The sequence below is a fragment of the Actinomycetota bacterium genome, from assembly GCA_014360645.1.
Lineage (GTDB): Bacteria > Actinomycetota > Geothermincolia > Geothermincolales > RBG-13-55-18 > Solincola_B.
Map to the genome: position 1 here is coordinate 278,401 of JACIXD010000002.1, position 15,930 is coordinate 294,330.

Annotated in this window: 21 protein-coding genes; all 21 read right to left on the minus strand. The window is 64.9% G+C overall.

Features of this window, described 5'->3' with window-relative positions:
* Positions 1 to 5: 5 nt before the first annotated feature.
* Complete coding sequence (rpsH, locus tag H5T74_02770; GenBank protein MBC7229302.1) at positions 6 to 404, minus strand: 30S ribosomal protein S8; 399 nt, start codon at positions 402 to 404, stop codon at positions 6 to 8.
* A 15-nt stretch (positions 405 to 419) separates the two neighbouring features.
* The gene (locus H5T74_02775; GenBank protein ID MBC7229303.1) at positions 420 to 605 is read right to left on the minus strand and encodes a type Z 30S ribosomal protein S14; all 186 of its coding nucleotides are present in this window, start codon (positions 603 to 605) and stop codon (positions 420 to 422) included.
* Between the two features lie 11 nt (positions 606 to 616).
* Positions 617 to 1,162: a 50S ribosomal protein L5 gene (gene rplE, locus H5T74_02780; GenBank protein MBC7229304.1), complete on the minus strand. Its 546-nt coding sequence runs from the start codon at positions 1,160 to 1,162 to the stop codon at positions 617 to 619.
* 31 nt (positions 1,163 to 1,193) lie between these two features.
* Positions 1,194 to 1,505 carry a 50S ribosomal protein L24 gene (locus tag H5T74_02785; GenBank protein MBC7229305.1) on the minus strand — a complete coding sequence of 104 codons (312 nt, stop codon included), beginning with the start codon at positions 1,503 to 1,505 and terminating at the stop codon, positions 1,194 to 1,196.
* A gap of 34 nt (positions 1,506 to 1,539) precedes the next feature.
* Positions 1,540 to 1,908 (minus strand): 50S ribosomal protein L14, encoded by a 369-nt coding sequence (gene rplN, locus H5T74_02790; protein MBC7229306.1) that lies wholly within the window; start codon positions 1,906 to 1,908, stop codon positions 1,540 to 1,542.
* A 30-nt stretch (positions 1,909 to 1,938) separates the two neighbouring features.
* Positions 1,939 to 2,199, minus strand: a complete 261-nt coding sequence (gene rpsQ / locus H5T74_02795) for a 30S ribosomal protein S17 (protein ID MBC7229307.1) — start codon at positions 2,197 to 2,199, stop codon at positions 1,939 to 1,941.
* A 27-nt stretch (positions 2,200 to 2,226) separates the two neighbouring features.
* Positions 2,227 to 2,442 carry a 50S ribosomal protein L29 gene (gene rpmC / locus H5T74_02800; GenBank protein ID MBC7229308.1) on the minus strand — a complete coding sequence of 72 codons (216 nt, stop codon included), beginning with the start codon at positions 2,440 to 2,442 and terminating at the stop codon, positions 2,227 to 2,229.
* Positions 2,432 to 2,854: a 50S ribosomal protein L16 gene (gene rplP / locus H5T74_02805; protein ID MBC7229309.1), complete on the minus strand. Its 423-nt coding sequence runs from the start codon at positions 2,852 to 2,854 to the stop codon at positions 2,432 to 2,434. Before rplP ends, rpmC begins: the two co-directional genes overlap by 11 nt.
* Positions 2,855 to 2,860: 6 nt before the next feature.
* Entirely contained in the window at positions 2,861 to 3,685 is an 825-nt protein-coding gene (gene rpsC, locus H5T74_02810; protein ID MBC7229310.1) for a 30S ribosomal protein S3, read from the minus strand.
* A 4-nt stretch (positions 3,686 to 3,689) separates the two neighbouring features.
* A complete protein-coding gene (gene rplV, locus H5T74_02815) occupies positions 3,690 to 4,106 on the minus strand; it encodes a 50S ribosomal protein L22 (GenBank protein MBC7229311.1) in 417 nt (138 codons plus the stop codon).
* Between the two features lie 34 nt (positions 4,107 to 4,140).
* Positions 4,141 to 4,425 carry a 30S ribosomal protein S19 gene (gene rpsS, locus H5T74_02820; protein MBC7229312.1) on the minus strand — a complete coding sequence of 95 codons (285 nt, stop codon included), beginning with the start codon at positions 4,423 to 4,425 and terminating at the stop codon, positions 4,141 to 4,143.
* A gap of 17 nt (positions 4,426 to 4,442) precedes the next feature.
* Positions 4,443 to 5,270, minus strand: coding sequence for a 50S ribosomal protein L2 (gene rplB, locus H5T74_02825; protein ID MBC7229313.1), 828 nt, complete (start codon positions 5,268 to 5,270; stop codon positions 4,443 to 4,445).
* A gap of 21 nt (positions 5,271 to 5,291) precedes the next feature.
* Positions 5,292 to 5,585 (minus strand): 50S ribosomal protein L23, encoded by a 294-nt coding sequence (gene rplW / locus H5T74_02830; GenBank protein ID MBC7229314.1) that lies wholly within the window; start codon positions 5,583 to 5,585, stop codon positions 5,292 to 5,294.
* On the minus strand, positions 5,569 to 6,207 hold the full coding sequence (rplD, locus tag H5T74_02835; protein MBC7229315.1) for a 50S ribosomal protein L4: 639 nt from the start codon (positions 6,205 to 6,207) through the stop codon (positions 5,569 to 5,571). The genes rplW and rplD overlap by 17 nt, the downstream gene beginning before the upstream one ends.
* Before the next feature lie 16 nt (positions 6,208 to 6,223).
* A complete protein-coding gene (gene rplC, locus H5T74_02840; GenBank protein ID MBC7229316.1) occupies positions 6,224 to 6,886 on the minus strand; it encodes a 50S ribosomal protein L3 in 663 nt (220 codons plus the stop codon).
* A 52-nt stretch (positions 6,887 to 6,938) separates the two neighbouring features.
* Entirely contained in the window at positions 6,939 to 7,253 is a 315-nt protein-coding gene (gene rpsJ, locus H5T74_02845) for a 30S ribosomal protein S10 (GenBank protein ID MBC7229317.1), read from the minus strand.
* Between the two features lie 102 nt (positions 7,254 to 7,355).
* A complete protein-coding gene (gene tuf / locus H5T74_02850; protein MBC7229318.1) occupies positions 7,356 to 8,558 on the minus strand; it encodes an elongation factor Tu in 1,203 nt (400 codons plus the stop codon).
* Between the two features lie 92 nt (positions 8,559 to 8,650).
* Positions 8,651 to 10,780 (minus strand): elongation factor G, encoded by a 2,130-nt coding sequence (gene fusA / locus H5T74_02855; GenBank protein MBC7229319.1) that lies wholly within the window; start codon positions 10,778 to 10,780, stop codon positions 8,651 to 8,653.
* A gap of 7 nt (positions 10,781 to 10,787) precedes the next feature.
* Positions 10,788 to 11,258: a 30S ribosomal protein S7 gene (gene rpsG / locus H5T74_02860; protein MBC7229320.1), complete on the minus strand. Its 471-nt coding sequence runs from the start codon at positions 11,256 to 11,258 to the stop codon at positions 10,788 to 10,790.
* A gap of 25 nt (positions 11,259 to 11,283) precedes the next feature.
* Complete coding sequence (locus H5T74_02865) at positions 11,284 to 11,661, minus strand: 30S ribosomal protein S12 (protein ID MBC7229321.1); 378 nt, start codon at positions 11,659 to 11,661, stop codon at positions 11,284 to 11,286.
* Positions 11,662 to 11,804: 143 nt separating this feature from the next.
* Positions 11,805 to 15,917, minus strand: coding sequence for a DNA-directed RNA polymerase subunit beta' (locus H5T74_02870; protein MBC7229322.1), 4,113 nt, complete (start codon positions 15,915 to 15,917; stop codon positions 11,805 to 11,807).
* Positions 15,918 to 15,930 lie beyond the last annotated feature (13 nt).

The window sequence follows — 15,930 nt, forward strand, 5'->3', positions numbered from 1 at the left end:
CCCGCCTACCATACGTAGGCCAAGACCTCTCCCCCCACGTTCAGCTCGCGCGCCTCGCGGTCGGTGATCACTCCCCGCGAGGTGGAGATGATGGCGATCCCCAGGCCCCCCAGTACGCGGGGCAGTTCCGCCCGCTTGCTGTACACGCGCAGACCCGGCTTGCTTATGCGCTTGATGCCGTTGATGAACTGCTCGCGGTTGGGGCCGTATTTCAGGGTCAGCCTCAAGATGTCGTAGCTCTCGCCCTTGACCACCTCGAAATCCGCGATGAACCCCTCTCTCTTCAATATCTCCGCGATGGAACGCTTGATGCCGGAATAGGGCATCTCCACCGCCTCGTGGCGGGCGGCGCTGGCGTTTCTTATGCGGGTCAGCATGTCCGCGATGGGATCGGTCATGGTCATCTTCTGTCTGCCTCCTTACCAGCTGGACTTGGTTATGCCCGGCACCTCGCCCTCGTGCACCAGCTCACGCAGGCAGACGCGGCACAGCTCGAATTTGCGGAAATACCCGCGCGGACGCCCGCATCGCTTGCACCGGTTATAGGCCCGGGTGCTGAACTTGGGAGGTCTCTTCTGCTTGGCGATGAGCGATTTCTTTGCCATGCGGCCTCTCCTTATTTCCTGGCGCGGAAGGGCATGCCCAGAGCCTCCAGGAGGGCCAGCCCTTCCTCGTCCGTCTCCGCCGTGGTGACGATGGTGATGTCCATGCCCCGCACGCGGTCTATGTCGTCGTAGTCTATCTCTGGGAACACCAGCTGCTCGTCCAGGCCCATGTTGTAATTGCCCCTGCCGTCGAAGGACTTGGGGTTCAGCCCGCGGAAATCCCTCACCCGCGGTATGGCCAGGGACACCAGGCGGTCCAGGAACTCGTACATGCGATCCCCGCGCAGGGTCACCTTGCATCCCACGGACATGCCGGTGCGCAGCTTGAAGCCCGCCACTGACCTGCGGGCGCGGTTCAGCTTCGCCTTCTGGCCGGTGATCACCGCCAGGTCCTTCATGGCCCCGTCGATGGCCTTGGGGTCGTGGGCGCCTTCCCCCACCCCCATGTTGACCACGATCTTCTCCAGCCGGGGCACCTGCATGTCGTTGCGGTATCCGAATCTCTCCCTGAGCGCCGGGAGCACCTCCCGACGGTATCTCTCCTTCAGCCTGGGCACGGTTCTTCCTTCCTTGGCCACGGTCTCTCTCCTAATCGAGGTCAGCGCCGCACTTGCGACAGATCCGCCTCTTCACTCCCTCGCCGTCGAAGCGGTAACCCACCCGCACGGCGCGTCCGCAGGAATCGCACACCAGGGCGACGTTGGACACGTGAATGGGCGCCTCCTTGGTGGCTATGCCGCCCTGGGGGTTCTCCTGGCTCGGACGCGCATGCTTCTTGACCAGGTTCACCCCCTCCACGATGACCCTGCGCTCCCCGGGGATGCTCCTCAGGACCTTTCCCTGCTTGCCGCGGTACTTGCCCGTGAGCACCTCCACCTTGTCGCCCTTCTTTATCTTCATTCCTCCGCCCATATCATCTTCTCCTTGCACGCCCCTAGAGCACTTCCGGGGCCAGGGAGATTATCTTCATGAACTTCTTCTCCCGCAGCTCCCTGGCCACCGGCCCGAAGATGCGCGTCCCGCGCGGGTCCCTGGCCTCGTTGATGAGCACCACCGCGTTCTCGTCGAACTTGATGTACGAGCCGTCCTGCCTGCGGCGCTCCTTCTTGGTACGCACCACCACCGCCTTGACCACGTCGCCCTTCTTCACCGCCCCGCCCGGGGTGGCGGCCTTCACCGTGCCCACCACGATGTCTCCCACATAGGCGTAGCGGCGCTTGCTCCCTCCGAGCACCTTGATCACCAGCAGCTCCCTCGCTCCGGTGTTGTCGGCGATCTTCACTCGCGATTCCGCCTGTATCATCTTCTTCCTCCGAATCGCGGCCCGGGACCGCTACTCCGCCTTCTCCACTATCTCCACCAGGCGCCAACGCTTGGTGCGCGAGAGAGGCCTGGTCTCCATGATGCGCACCAGGTCTCCCACCCGGCACCGGTTCTCCTCGTCGTGCGCGACGTACTTCTTGCTGCGCCGCACGATCTTGCCGTAAAGCGGGTGGGGCATGCGGGTCTCCACCTTGACCACGATGGTCTTGTCCATCTTGTCCGAGACCACCGTGCCCACCCGCACCTTTCTCCGGCTCGTCCTCTCCGCCATATGCTCGGTTTCCCTTCTACCTCAGTCTCAGGACGCTTCCCCGCTCAGCTCGCGCTCCCTGATAACCGTGCAGATGCGCGCGATGTCCTTCCTGGTCTCAAGGATCCTGCTGGTGTTGTCGAGCTGCCCCGTGGCGGCCTGGAAGCGCAGGTTAAAGAGCTCCTCCTTGGCCTCCTTCAGTCTCTGGAGCAGTTCCTCGTAGGAATAGTCCCTCAGTTCCCTGGCCTTCACCTCACTCACCACCCAGCGTCTCCCGTTTCACGAAACGGCACTTCATGGGCATCTTGTGGGCCGCCCTGCGCATGGCCTCCGCCGCCACGTGCTCCGGGACGCCCGAGAGCTCGAACATCACCCGTCCCGGCTTCACCACCGCCACCCAGTGGTCGGGGTTGCCCTTGCCGCTCCCCATGCGCGTCTCCGCGGGTTTCTTGGAGACCGGCTTGTCGGGGAAGACATTTATCCACACCTTCCCGCTCCTCTTCACGTGTCGGGTGATGGCCACCCTGGCGGCTTCGATCTGCCTTGCCGTCACCCACGACGGCTCCAGGGCCTGCAGTCCGTACTCTCCGAAGTGCACCTGGGTGCCGCCCTTGGAGCGTCCCTTGAGGCGGCCCCGCTGCACCTTTCTGTGTTTGAACTTGCGCGGCATCAACATGGGTCCTCAGACCTCCTCGTCCTCTCGCGCTTCATGCGAGGCGGCCGCCGCGGGCACGGCCGTCTCCATCTCCTCTCCTGCATCCGCTGCCGCCGCCGCTTCGCCGGCGGCCTCCGTCCCGGCACCGGCCTCCCCCGCCTCGCCGGCGGGCCGGCTGTCGGGCCTCGTCTCTTCCGCGGCCGCCTTCTCCCTGGACCTGCGGTCAGGCCCCGCGATATCTCCCTTGTAGATCCACACCTTGACCCCGATGACCCCCATGGTGGTACGGGCCTCGTAGTAGCCGTAATCTATGTCCGCGCGCAGGGTCTGCAGGGGAACGCGGCCCTCGCGGTACCACTCCGTCCGCGCCATCTCCGCTCCCCCCAGCCTTCCGGCACAGGAGACCTTGATGCCCTTAGCCCCCGCCCGCATGGCGTTCTGCACCGCCCTCTTCATGGCGCGTCGGAAGGAGACCCTGCCCTCGAGCTGCTCCGCGATGTTCTGGGCCACCAGGTAGGCGTCCAGCTCGGGATAGTTGATCTCCTGGATGTTCACCTGCACTTCCTTGTCGGTCATGCGCGCGAGGTCTCGCTTGATGCGGTCGACCTCCGCCCCTTTTCTCCCGATGACGATGCCAGGCCTGGCGGTGAAGATGTCCACCTTTACCCTCTTGCTGGTCCTCTCTATCTCCACGCGCGAGATGGCCGCCCTGCGCATGTGCTGCCTGATGTGGCGCCTGATGGCCAGGTCTTCCTGGAGAAGCTCCGCGTAGCCGCGATTGGCGAACCAGCGCGACTTCCAGTCGTATATCACTCCCAGGCGAAAACCGTAGGGATGGACCTTCTGACCCACGCTCTCATCCTTTCCTTCGCTGCGCCGGACGCCTGCGCGCGCGGCGTCCGCCCTTTTCGCCCGACTCGCGCTCGCCCACGATCACCGTGATGTGGCTGGTACGCTTGCGGATGCGGTTGGCCATGCCCCTGGCTCTTGGCCGCCAGCGCTTCAAGGTCGGGCCCTCGTCCACGTAACAGTTGACCACCACCAGGTCCTCGGCGCGCAGGCCGTTGTTGTTCTCGGCGTTGGCCACCGCCGACTCCAGGACCTTGCCCACCAGGCGGGCGGCGGCCCGGTTGGAAAAACTTGTTATATAACGGGCTTCCTCCAGGTCCTTGCCGCGGATGAGGTCCGCGATCTGCCTGGCCTTGTAAGGGGACACTCGCACGTAGCGCGCTACGGCGCGCACCCTTACGCCCTCTCCTCCTGCTTCCGCCATGTTTCTCTCCTGCCTGCTCCTCGAACCCCGACGCTCACTTCAGACGGGTGGTGCGCTCGTGGGCGTGGCCGTGCTTGGTGCGCCGGCGCGTGGGAGCGAACTCCCCCAGCTTGTGCCCCACCATGTTCTCGGTGACATAGACCGGGACGTGCCTCTTGCCGTCGTGCACGGCGATGGTGTGTCCCACCATCTCCGGGAAGATGGTGGAGCGGCGCGACCAGGTCTTCACCACCCGCTTCTCGTTGCGCCGGTTCAGCTCCTCTATCTTGAAGTAGAGCTTCTCGTCGATATAGGGGCCTTTCTTCAACGACCTGCCCAAGGCTACCTCCCTGTCCCTCAGCTCTTACGGCGACGCACGATATACTTGCTGGACGGCTTGTTCTTCTTGCGCGTGCGGTATCCCAGCGTGGGCTTGCCCCAGGGCGTCACCGGGTGCCGGCCTGCCGAGCTCTTGCCCTCGCCGCCTCCGTGGGGATGGTCCACGGGGTTCATGACCGTTCCGCGCACCGTGGGCCGCCTGCCCTTCCAGCGCCCGCGACCCGCCTTGCCCTCCGAGAGCAGCTCGTGCTCCACGTTGCCCACCTGGCCGATGGTGGCGCGGCAGTTGATGTCCACCAGCCGCACCTCGCTGGAGGGCAGGCGCACGTGGGCGAAACCTCCCTCTTTGGCCATGAGCTGTGCGGCTCCCCCCGCCGAGCGCACCATCTTTCCGCCCGCGCCCGGCTTCAATTCGATGTTGTGGATGGTGGTGCCGGTGGGAATGGCGTAGAGCGGCAGGGCGTTGCCCGGCTTGATGTCGGCCTCGGGGCCGGACATCACCCTGTCCCCCACCTTTAGCTTGAGGGGAGCGAGGATGTAGCGCTTCTCGCCGTCCTCGTAGTGCAGCAGCGCTATGCGCGCGCTGCGGTTGGGGTCGTACTCGATGGCCGCCACCTTGGCCGGGATGTTGTCCTTGTCCCGCCTGAAATCGATGATGCGGTACTTGCGCTTGTTCCTGCCCCCCTTGTGGCGGGTGGTTATCCTGCCCTTGTTGTTGCGCCCCGCCTTGTAGTTCATGGGAGCGAGGAGGGTCTTCTCGGGCTCCTTCTTGGTTATCTCCGAGAAGTCGGACACGGAGGCGAAGCGCCTTCCCGGCGAGGTCGGTTTATATCTCTTGATGCTCATCTCCTACCATCCTCTTCCTCGTCAACCCAGCGGGCCCTCGAAGAACTCTATGCTGTAACCGGGAGCCAGGGTCACCACGGCCTTCTTCCGCGCCGCCGTCTTTCCGGCCGTCCATCCCTGCCGCTTGGGCTTGGGGGGCACCTTGATGGTGTTGACCCCGGTGACCTTGACGTTGAAGATCTCCTCCACCGCCTTGCGCACCTCGGTCTTGTGCGCCTTTGGGTGCACCTCGAAGGTATATTTGTTCTGGTCGATGAGCGTGTAGCTCTTCTCCGAGATGATCGGCCGGATGATCACGTCATGCGGGTCTTTCATCTTCCACCCCTTCCTGTAGCCTCTCCAGGGACGTGCGGGTGAAGATGACGCGGTCGTTGGCGAGCACGTCGTAGGTGTTGAGGTGCTCCAGCCGTATCACCTCCACGCTCGGAAGGTTCCGCATGGACTTGATCACGTTCTCGTCCTCCTCCGCGAGCACCAGCAGCACGTGATCGTCCACTCCCAGCGCCTTGAAGATAGAGGCCGCCGCTTTGGTCCTGGGCTCGGTGAAGCTGAAGTCCTCGAGCACCATGACCCGGTCCTCGCTCGCGCGCACGCTCAAGGCCGACCGCAGCGCCAGCCTGCGCACCTTGCGGTTCACCTTGAAACCGTGGTCGCGAGGCTGCGGCCCGTGCACCGTACCGCCTCCCCTCCAGAGGGGAGAGCGTATGGAGCCGGCCCTGGCCCTTCCCGTGCCCTTCTGCCGCCAGGGTTTGCGCCCGCCGCCCCGCACCTTGCTGCGCGGCCTGGTGGCGGCCGTGCCCCTGCGGGCACAGGCGAGCTGGCGCCGCACCACCATGTGCATGACGGGGACGTTGACCTCGCAGCCGAAATAGTAGTCCTTGAGCTGCGCTTCGCCCTTCCTGTTTCCCTCTATGTCGTAGACCGGTACCGTCTTCATCTCCACCTACCACCCATCAGGTCAGCACGTGCGCCTTTTTCCCGGCCTTCTTGCGCGTCTTCACGGATTCCCTGATGACCAGGATGCCGCCGTCGGGGCCGGGAACGCTGCCCTTGACCAGGAGCAGGTTGCGCTCCGGCTTGACGTCCACCACCTCCAGGTTCAGGGCGGTCACGCGCTCCCCGCCCATGCGCCCGGGCATGCGCGAGCCCTTGAACACCCGCGAGGGGGTGGCGCAGGCCCCGATGGCCCCCGGGGCGCGGTGGAAGTGGGCTCCGTGCGAGCCCGGCCCGCCGCCGAAGTTGTGACGCTTGATGACGCCCGCGTATCCCTTGCCGCGCGAGCGCCCGGTTATGTCCACGCGGTCGCCCTTGGAAAATATATCCACCTTTATCTCCTGGCCCAGGCGGTAGGAGGAGGGGTCGTCGATGCGGACCTCCGCCAGATGGCGTCGCGGCTCCAGGTCCTTGCTCTGGAAGTGGCCGCGTCGGGGGCGGTTGAGCTTCTTCTCCTTGACCTCCCCGAACCCCAGCTGCAGAGCGTCGTAACCCTCCTTCTCCACCGTCTTTATCTGCGTGACCAGGCAGGGACCCGCCTCCACCAGGGTCACGGGGATGACCTTCCCGTCCTCGGAGAAGACCTGGGTCATGGCTATCTTCCTACCGATGATTCCCTTCAATTCCTCCACCTCTCCACGGCGCGGCCTTCGCTTCCTCCGCGGCCCTCAGCGGTCACAGCTTTATCTCGATGTCCACTCCCGCCGGCAGATCCATGCGCATGAGGGAATCCACCGTCTTCGGCGTCGGCTCCATGATGTCTATGAGCCTCTTGTGCACGCGCATCTCGAAATGCTCCCGCGAATCCTTGTTCACGTGCGGGGAGCGGATGACGCAGTAGACGTGCTTCTCCGTGGGCAGGGGCACCGGCCCGGAGATGGACGCCCCCGTTCGCCTCACCGTCTCCACGATCTGCCTGGCCGAACGGTCGACCACCTCGTGGTCGTAAGCCTTAAGCCTTATCCTTATCTTCTGTCTCTGCTTGGCCACTCCAGCCTCCAATCTCGCTGCTCATCCCCGCCGCCCCCTCCCCATACCCCGAGAGCCCTTCCCGGCCCGGGGGATGGGGGACGGCGGCCGCCCCCCGCGCCTCTACTTCAGGATGGCCGTCACCCTGCCGGCGCCCACCGTGCGGCCGCCCTCGCGGATGGCGAAGCGCAGCCCCTCCTCCATGGCGATGGGGGAGATGAGCTCGATGGACATCTCGGTGTTGTCGCCGGGCATGACCATCTCCACCCCCTCGGGGAGGGTGACGGTGCCGGTGACGTCGGTGGTGCGGAAGTAGAACTGGGGACGGTAGCCCGAGAAGAAGGGGGTGTGGCGGCCTCCCTCCTCCTTGGAGAGCACGTAGACCTGGGCCTTGAAGGCCACGTGGGGGGTGATGGAGCCGGGCTTGGCCACCACCTGGCCGCGCTCCACGTCCTTTCTGCCGATGCCCCGCAGCAGCAGGCCCACGTTGTCCCCCGCCTGGCCCTCGTCCAGGATCTTGCGGAACATCTCCACCCCGGTGACCACCGTCTTTTGGGTGGGACGGATGCCCACGATCTCCACCTCGTCCCCGGTGTGGATGGCCCCGCGCTCGATCCTCCCGGTGACCACGGTGCCGCGGCCGGTGATGGAGAAGACGTCCTCGATGGCCAGGAGGAAGGGCTTGTCCACGTCGCGGGCGGGGGTGGGGATGTAGTCGTCCACGGCGTCCATGAGCTCCATGATGGGGCCGCAGGCCTCGCACTCGCGCTTGCCGCAGCCGCACTCCATGGCCTTGAGGGCCGAGCCGGCGACCACCGGGATCTCGTCCCCGGGGAACTCGTACTTGCTCAGGAGCTCGCGCACCTCCAGCTCCACCAGCTCAAGCAGCTCGGGGTCGTCCACCATGTCCGCCTTGTTGAGGAAGACCACCATGGCGGGCACCCCCACCTGGCGGGCCAAAAGGATGTGCTCGCGGGTCTGGGGCATGGGGCCGTCGGCGGCGGAGACCACCAGGATGGCCCCGTCCATCTGGGCGGCGCCGGTGATCATGTTCTTGATGTAGTCGGCGTGCCCGGGGCAGTCCACGTGGGCGTAGTGCCTCTTGTCCGTCTGGTACTCCACGTGGGCGATGGCGATGGTGATGCCCCGCTCCTTCTCCTCGGGGGCGTTGTCTATGGAGTCGAAGGACCGCACCTCCACGTCCTGTCCCTGGCTGGCCAGGCACATGGTGATGGCCGAGGTCAGGGTGGTCTTGCCGTGATCGATGTGCCCGATGGTGCCCACGTTCACGTGCGGCTTGGTCCTCTCGAATTTCTTCTTGGCCATTTTGACATTCCTCCTGCATCAACTTCCGGTGTCGCGCTTTGGACACAACTCCCCTATTCTAATAGCCTTCCATACCTCGCTCAAGACCTTTTTCATTCCCCCCTTATGCGCCGCACGATCTCCAACGCGATGTTCTGCGGCACCTCCCCGTAATGGGAGAACTGCATGTGGTGGGTGGCCCTTCCCTGGCTCAGGGAACGGATATCGGTGGCATATCCGAAGGTCTCCGCCAGAGGGATGAAGGCGGTCACCACCTGCTGCCTGCCGCGGGTCTCCAGACCTTCGACCTTTCCCCGGCGCGAGTTGACGTCGGCGATGATGTCCCCCAGGTTCTCCTCGGCCACGGTGATCACCACCTTCATCACCGGCTCCAGGAGGATGGGCTGGGAACGGCGCAACGCCTCCTGGAAGGCGGCCGAACCCGCCGCCTTGAAGGCCAGGTCCGAGGAGTCCACCTCGTGGTAGGACCCTCCCCTGAGCGTGACCCTCACGTCCACCACCGGGTATCCCGCCAGCACCCCGAACTCCAAGGCCCCGGCCACCCCCTGTTCCACCGCGGGGATGAACTCCCTGGGTATGGCGTTTCCGGTCACCCTGTTCACGAACTCGAACCCGCCTCCCCTGGGCAGGGGCTCGAGGTCGATGATCACGTGCCCGTACTGGCCGCGCCCGCCCGTCTGGCGGATGAACCTGCCCTCCACCCCTCTGGCGCTTCCCGCCACCGTCTCGCGGTAGGACACCTGGGGCTTTCCCACGTTGGCGCCAACCCCGAACTCCCGCAGCAGCCGGTCCACGATTATCTCCAGGTGCAGCTCCCCCATGCCCGAGATGATGGTCTGCCCGGTCTCGGGATCCAGCTTGACCCGGAAAGTGGGGTCCTCCTCGGCGATGCGCTCCATGGCCTCGCTCAGCCTGTCCTGGTCCGCCTTGGTCCTGGGCTCGATGGCGATGGAGATCACCGGCTCGGGAAAGACCATGGATTCCAGGAGTATGGGCCGGTGCGCGGAACACAGGGTGTCCCCGGTATAGGTCTCCTTGAGCCCCACCGCGGCCACGATATCCCCGGCATAGACCGCCTCCAGCTCCTCGCGGTGGTTGGCGTGCATCTGTAGGAAGCGCCCGATGCGCTCCTTCTTCCTGCGCGCGCTGTTGAAGACCGTAGCCCCCGCCTTGAGGGTCCCGGAATACACGCGCAGGTAGATGAGCTTCCCCACGTAAGGGTCCGAGACCACCTTGAAGGCCAGGGCGGAGAAAGGCTCGTCGTCGGAGGCGTGCCGTATCTCCTTCTTGTCCTCCTTGCCCACCTGCACTCCCTCGATGGGGGGCACATCCAGGGGCGAGGGCAGGTAGTAGACCACTCCGTCCAGGAGGGGCTGTACCCCTTTGTTGCGGAAAGAGGCCCCGCAAAACACGGGCACCACCTCACAGGCGAGCACGCCTTTGCGCAGGGCTGCGCGTATCTCATCCGGGGTTATCGCACCCTCGTCGGTGAGGTATTTCTCCGTCAGCACGTCGTCGTAGTTGGCGCACGCCTCGAGCAGGACATGGCGGTAGAGCTCGGCGGTGACCCTCAGGTCCTCCGGGATGTCGATGGTCTCCCACCGTGTGCCCATCTCGTCGGTATATACGACGGCTTTCATCTCCACCAGGTCCACGCAGCCGCGGAAATCGCTCTCCGCTCCCAGGGGGATCTGCACCGCCACCGGCCGAGCCTCGAAACGCTGCTCCAGCATCTCCAGGCAGGCGAAGAAGTCGGCTCCCGGGCGGTCCATCTTGTTCACGTAGCAGATGCGCGGCACGCCGTAATGGTCGGCCTGCCTCCACACCGTCTCCGTCTGGGGCTCCACCCCGGCCACCCCGTCCAGGATGGCGATGGCTCCGTCCAGGACCCTGAGGGAGCGTTCTACCTCCACCGTGAAGTCCACGTGGCCGGGAGTGTCTATTATATTTATACGGTGGTCTTTCCAGAAGCAGGTGGTGGCGGCGCTGGTGATGGTGATGCCGCGCTCCTGCTCCTGCACCATCCAGTCCATGACCGCGGAGCCCTCGTGCACCTCGCCCATCTTGTAGGTCTTTCCGGTGTAGTAGAGGATGCGCTCGGTGGTGGTGGTCTTTCCGGCATCGATATGGGAGATGATGCCGATGTTCCGCACGCGGGAAAGGGGGAACCTCCCCTCCGCCGCCTGGGCTTTCTCCACCCTTCCCGTCGTGGTCACCTTCATAACCATATCACCAGCGGTAATGCGCGAAGGCCTTGTTGGCCTCCGCCATCTTGTGCAGGTCCTCCTTTTTCTTGATGGACGTGCCGATGCCGTTGGAGGCGTCCAGGAGCTCCATGGCCAGGCGCTCCATCATGCTCTTCTCCTTGCGCTGCCGCGCGAAGTTGACTATCCACCGTATGGCCAGGGTGGTGCTGCGGCGCGGCCGCACCTCCACAGGCACCTGGTAGCTGGCGCCGCCAACGCGCCGCGACCTCACCTCGAGCACGGGCCTGACGTTGTCGGTGGCCTTCCTCAACACCGCGAGGGGATCGTTCCCCGTCTTCTGGTGCAGGATATCCAGTGCCCCGTAGACGATCTTTTCCGCCTTGCTCTTCTTGCCGTCCAGCATAACCTTGCGGATGTACTGCTCCACCAGCACGCTGTGGTACCTGGTGTCCGGGGGTATCTCCCTTTTCGGCGCCGGTCCTTTCCTGGGCATGCTGTCTCTCCTTCCGCCCCGACCCCTAGAGGCCGGCCGTCTTCTTCGTCCCGTAGCGGGAACGGGCCTGCTTGCGATTGGAAACCCCCGCGGCATCCAGGGTGCCGCGGATTATCTTGTAGCGCACGCCGGGCAGGTCCTTGACCCTTCCTCCCCTTACCAGGACGATGGAGTGCTCCTGCAGGTTGTGGCCGATCCCGGGGATGTAGGAGGTAACCTCGATGCCGTTGGTCAACCTCACCCTGGCGATCTTGCGCAACGCCGAGTTGGGCTTCTTGGGCGTGGTCGTCTTGACCTGCGTGCATACCCCCCGCCGCTGCGGGCAGCCCTGCAAGGCCGGGGTCTTGGTCTTCTTGTGCTTCTCGGCGCGGCCCTTACGAACCAACTGGTTGATGGTGGGCAAACCTACCTCCTCAGTGCCTTATATCCTGTTCTACCTGCTGTTTTTCCTCCGGCGCACAAAACGCAAGTTTACCATCGGGTCCGCGGGGTGTCAATCGCGACGGCGGAGCGACGGCGGCACGTTCCTGCCCTTTTGCTTCCCGTTCAGGATTCCTCCGCCTGTTCTTCCTCCGCCCGCTCTTCCTCTCCCGACTCCGCCTCCTGGAGCCCCAGCGGCTCCTCCTGCGGCTCGCGCAGCAGCCCCGCCTTCCTCAGCTCCTCGATGTTGCCCCTTCCGAGCCCGGCATCGTAGAGCTCTTCCTCGTCCATCCTCAGCAGGTCGCTGGTGGTGTTCACGTTGGCCTGCTTGAGCAGGTTCTTGGTGCGGGTGGAGAGAGGCAGCTCCTGGATGTCCACCTCGTCCGCCTCCAGCACGGCGGACACCGCCTCCGCGCCGAAGATCTCCTCCAGCTCCTCCTTGGAGGGAGCCCTGGTGCGCGATATCCCGGAGGTGAGCGCCTCCACCTCCTCCAGCAGCCCCACTCCCGCGTGCTTGGGCCTCACCTTGATGTTGCGGTAGCGGCTCATGCCCGTGCCCGCGGGTATGAGCTTGCCGATGATCACGTTCTCCTTCAGACCCAGCAGGGGGTCTACCCTCCCGGAGATGGCCGCGTCCGTGAGCACCCGGGTGGTCTCCTGGAAGGAGGCCGCAGAGAGGAAGGAGTCGGTGGCCAGCGAGGCCTTGGTGATCCCCAGGAGCATCTGCCGCGCCGTGGCCGGCTCGCCTCCTTGCGCCACCACCGCCTCGTTTACCTCCTCGAAATACTTGCGGTCCACCTTCTCGCCCGGCAGGAGGTCGGTATCTCCCGCCTCCAGCACCTCCACCTTCTTGAGCATCTGGCGCACGATGAGCTCGATGTGCTTGTCGTGGATGTCCACGCCCTGGCTCTTGTACACCTCCTGCACCTCCCGGACCATGAACAGCTGGGCGGCCTGGGGGCCGAGCACGCGCAGGATGTCGTGGGGGTTCGCCGATCCCTCGGTGAGCTGGTCGCCGGCGTTAACCTCCTGTCCGTCGCGCACCCGCAGGCGGGCGCGGCGCGGGACCTGGTAGGAGCGCTCCTTGTCGCCGGAACCGGTGATGGTTATCTTGCGCGCCTTCTCCGACTCCTCGATGGACACCTTGCCGGAGATGTCCGCGATCACCGCCTGGCCCTTGGGCTTGCGCGCCTCGAAGAGCTCCACCACGCGCGGGAGGCCGTGGGTGATGTCCTCACCCGCCACCCCTCCGGTATGGAAGGTGCGCATGGTGAGCTGGGTGCCGGGCTCTCCGATGGACTGGGCGGCGATGATCCCCACCGCCTCGCCGATCTCCACCAGCCTGCCTGTGGCGAGCATGGTCCCGTAGCACCTGCTGCACACTCCGTGGCGTGACTCGCAGGTCATCACCGAACGTACCATGACCTCCTCTATGCCCGCCTTGGCAAGCTTTTCCACCATGGCCAGGTCGATCTCCTGGTTCTTCTCCAGGAGCACCTCCTTGGTCCTGGGGTGTTTCACCTTCTCCAGGGCTACCCGCGCGGCCAGGGAGTTGTTCAGCTCTCCCTGGGGAGTGAGCACCTTGACCGGTATGCCCTTGTCGGTGCCGCAGTCGAACTCCCGCACGATGACCTCCTGGGAGACGTCCACCAGCCGGCGCGTGAGGTACCCGGAGTCCGCGGTCCTGAGCGCGGTGTCGGCGAGGCCCTTCCTGGCCCCGTGGGTGGAGATGAAGTACTCCAGCACCGTGAGCCCCTCGCGGAAGTTGGACTTGATGGGGCGGTCGATGATCTCTCCTTTGGGGTTGGCCACCAGGCCGCGCATGCCGGCGAGCTGGCGGATCTGCTTTATGTTGCCGCGCGCCCCGGAGTTGGCCATGAGGAAGATGGGGTTGAAGGTGTCGAAGCTGCGCTCCATGGCCTCGGTCACCTCGTCGGTGGCCTTGGTCCACAGCTCCACCACCCTCTGGTGGCGCTCGTCGTCGGTGATGAGGCCGCGCTTGTAGCTCTCCTCGATCCGCTCCACCTCCGCCTCCGGCTCCTCCAGGATCTTCTCCTTGTCCGAGGGCACGGTGATGTCCTGTACGGAGATGGTGATCCCCGCCCTGGTGGCGTACTGGAAGCCCACCCGCTTGATGTTGTCCAGGATCTCCGCCGTCTTCACGGTGTCGTAGCGGCTCGCCACGTCGGTGACGATGCGCTGCAGCACGGATTTGTTCACCGGCTCGTTGACGAAGGGATAGTCGTCGGGGAGGGCGGAGTTGAAGATGACCCTTCCCACCGAGGTCTCGTACACCTTGGGAGGGCGGCCCTTCTTGCGTATGCGTACCCTGACGGGGGCATGGAGCTCGATCTCCTTGAACTCATAGGCCATCATCGCCTCCTCGGGAGAGGCGAAGAGCTTGCCCTCCCCCTTCTCGCCCTCCTTGACCACGGTGAGGTAGGAGGCGCCCAGCACCATGTCCTGGGTGGGGGTGGTGATGGGGCGACCGTGGGCGGGCGAGAGGATGTTGTGGGCGGAGAGCATGAGGATGCGCGACTCCGCCTGCGCCTCCGCCGACAGCGGCAGGTGCACGGCCATCTGGTCGCCGTCGAAGTCGGCGTTGAAGGCCGTGCACACCAGGGGGTGGATCTGGATGGCCTTGCCCTCCACCAGCACCGGCTCGAAGGCCTGGATGCCCAGGCGGTGCAGGGTGGGGGCGCGGTTGAGGAGCACCGGGTGCTCCTGGATCACCTCGTCCAGGACGTCCCAGACCTCGGGTCTCTGGCGCTCCACCATGCGTTTGGCGCTCTTTATGTTCTGGGCGTATTCCTTGTCCACCAGGAGCTTCATCACGAAGGGCTTGAAGAGCTCCAGGGCCATCTGCTTGGGCAGACCGCACTGATGCAGCTTGAGGTTGGGGCCCACCACGATCACCGAGCGCCCGGAGTAGTCCACCCTCTTGCCCAGCAGGTTCTGGCGGAAACGCCCCTGCTTGCCCTTGAGCATGTCCGAGAGGGATTTGAGGGGGCGGTTGCCGGGTCCGGTGACCGCGCGGCCGCGGCGCCCGTTGTCGAAGAGGGCGTCCACCGCCTCCTGCAGCATCCTCTTCTCGTTGTTGACGATGATCTCCGGCGCGCCCAGGTCCAGAAGCCTCTTGAGGCGGTTGTTGCGGTTGATGACCCTCCGGTAGAGGTCGTTCAGGTCCGAGGTGGCGAAACGCCCCCCGTCAAGCTGCACCATGGGGCGCAGGTCGGGAGGGATCACCGGTATGCAGTTGAGGATCATGGAGGTGGGGTCGTTCTCGGTGTTGAGGAAGGCGGACACCACCTTGAGGCGTTTTGTCGCCCGCTGCCTCTTCTGGCCCTTGGAGTTGCGGATGATCTCGCGCAGCTCCGCCGCCTCGGCCTCCAGGTCCACGTTGGCCAGCATCTCGCGGATGGCCTCCGCGCCCATGCCGCCGCGGAAATAGTCCCCGTAGCGCTCGCGCATCTCCCGGAAGAGCATCTCGTCCGATACCATCTGGCGGTACTCCAGGTTCTTGAACTCCTCGAAGACCAGCCGCAGCTCCTCTATGCGGCGCTTCGCCTTCTCCTCCAGGGACTTGATCTCCTTTTCCAGTTGCTGGGGATTGAGTCGCGGCACCCGTTCCTCCGCCTCTTCCTCATCGACCTCTTCCCCGCTTCTTTCCCTCTCCTCTTCCTCCGCCTCCGCATCCTCGCCTTCCCCGGCGGCGGCGCGCAGCTCCTCTATCCTCAGGCGCGTGCTCTCCTCGATCTCCGCGATCTCCTCGTTGAGCTCGTCCTCGAGCATCGGCAGGTCGCGCTGCCTCTTCTCCTCGTCCAGGAAGGTCACGATATAGGCGGCGAAATAGAGGATCTTCTCCAGGTCCTTGGGGGCGATGTCCAGGAGGTAACCCATGCGCGAGGGCACGCCCTTGAAGTACCAGATATGGGCGACGGGCGCCGCCAGCTCGATGTGCCCCATCCTCTCGCGTCGCACGCGGGCACGGGTCACCTCCACGCCGCAGCGCTCGCAGATGATGCCCTTGAAGCGCACGCGCTTGTACTTCCCGCAGTAGCACTCCCAGTCCCGGGTGGGACCGAAGATCTTCTCGCAGAACAGGCCGTCCTTCTCGGGCTTCAGGGTACGGTAGTTGATGGTCTCCGGCTTCTTCACCTCGCCGTGGGACCAGGACCGGATCTGGTCCGGGGTGGCGAGACCGATCTTCAGCTTGTCGAAGTCGTTGACGTCCAACAAGGGATTACCTCCT

Bases quoted from the DNA above. Each gene is read 5' to 3' on its own strand.
- rpsH (MBC7229302.1), bottom strand. From the start codon at position 404: ATGACCATGACCGATCCCATCGCGGACATGCTGACCCGCATAAGAAAC.
- H5T74_02775 (MBC7229303.1), bottom strand. From the start codon at position 605: ATGGCAAAGAAATCGCTCATCGCCAAGCAGAAGAGACCTCCCAAGTTC.
- H5T74_02785 (MBC7229305.1), bottom strand. From the start codon at position 1,505: ATGAAGATAAAGAAGGGCGACAAGGTGGAGGTGCTCACGGGCAAGTAC.
- rplN (MBC7229306.1), bottom strand. From the start codon at position 1,908: ATGATACAGGCGGAATCGCGAGTGAAGATCGCCGACAACACCGGAGCG.
- rpsQ (MBC7229307.1), bottom strand. From the start codon at position 2,199: ATGGCGGAGAGGACGAGCCGGAGAAAGGTGCGGGTGGGCACGGTGGTC.
- rplP (MBC7229309.1), bottom strand. From the start codon at position 2,854: ATGTTGATGCCGCGCAAGTTCAAACACAGAAAGGTGCAGCGGGGCCGC.
- rplV (MBC7229311.1), bottom strand. From the start codon at position 4,106: ATGGCGGAAGCAGGAGGAGAGGGCGTAAGGGTGCGCGCCGTAGCGCGC.
- rplB (MBC7229313.1), bottom strand. From the start codon at position 5,270: ATGAGCATCAAGAGATATAAACCGACCTCGCCGGGAAGGCGCTTCGCC.
- rplW (MBC7229314.1), bottom strand. From the start codon at position 5,585: ATGAAAGACCCGCATGACGTGATCATCCGGCCGATCATCTCGGAGAAG.
- rplD (MBC7229315.1), bottom strand. From the start codon at position 6,207: ATGAAGACGGTACCGGTCTACGACATAGAGGGAAACAGGAAGGGCGAA.
- tuf (MBC7229318.1), bottom strand. From the start codon at position 8,558: ATGGCCAAGAAGAAATTCGAGAGGACCAAGCCGCACGTGAACGTGGGC.
- fusA (MBC7229319.1), bottom strand. From the start codon at position 10,780: ATGAAGGTGACCACGACGGGAAGGGTGGAGAAAGCCCAGGCGGCGGAG.
- rpsG (MBC7229320.1), bottom strand. From the start codon at position 11,258: ATGCCCAGGAAAGGACCGGCGCCGAAAAGGGAGATACCCCCGGACACC.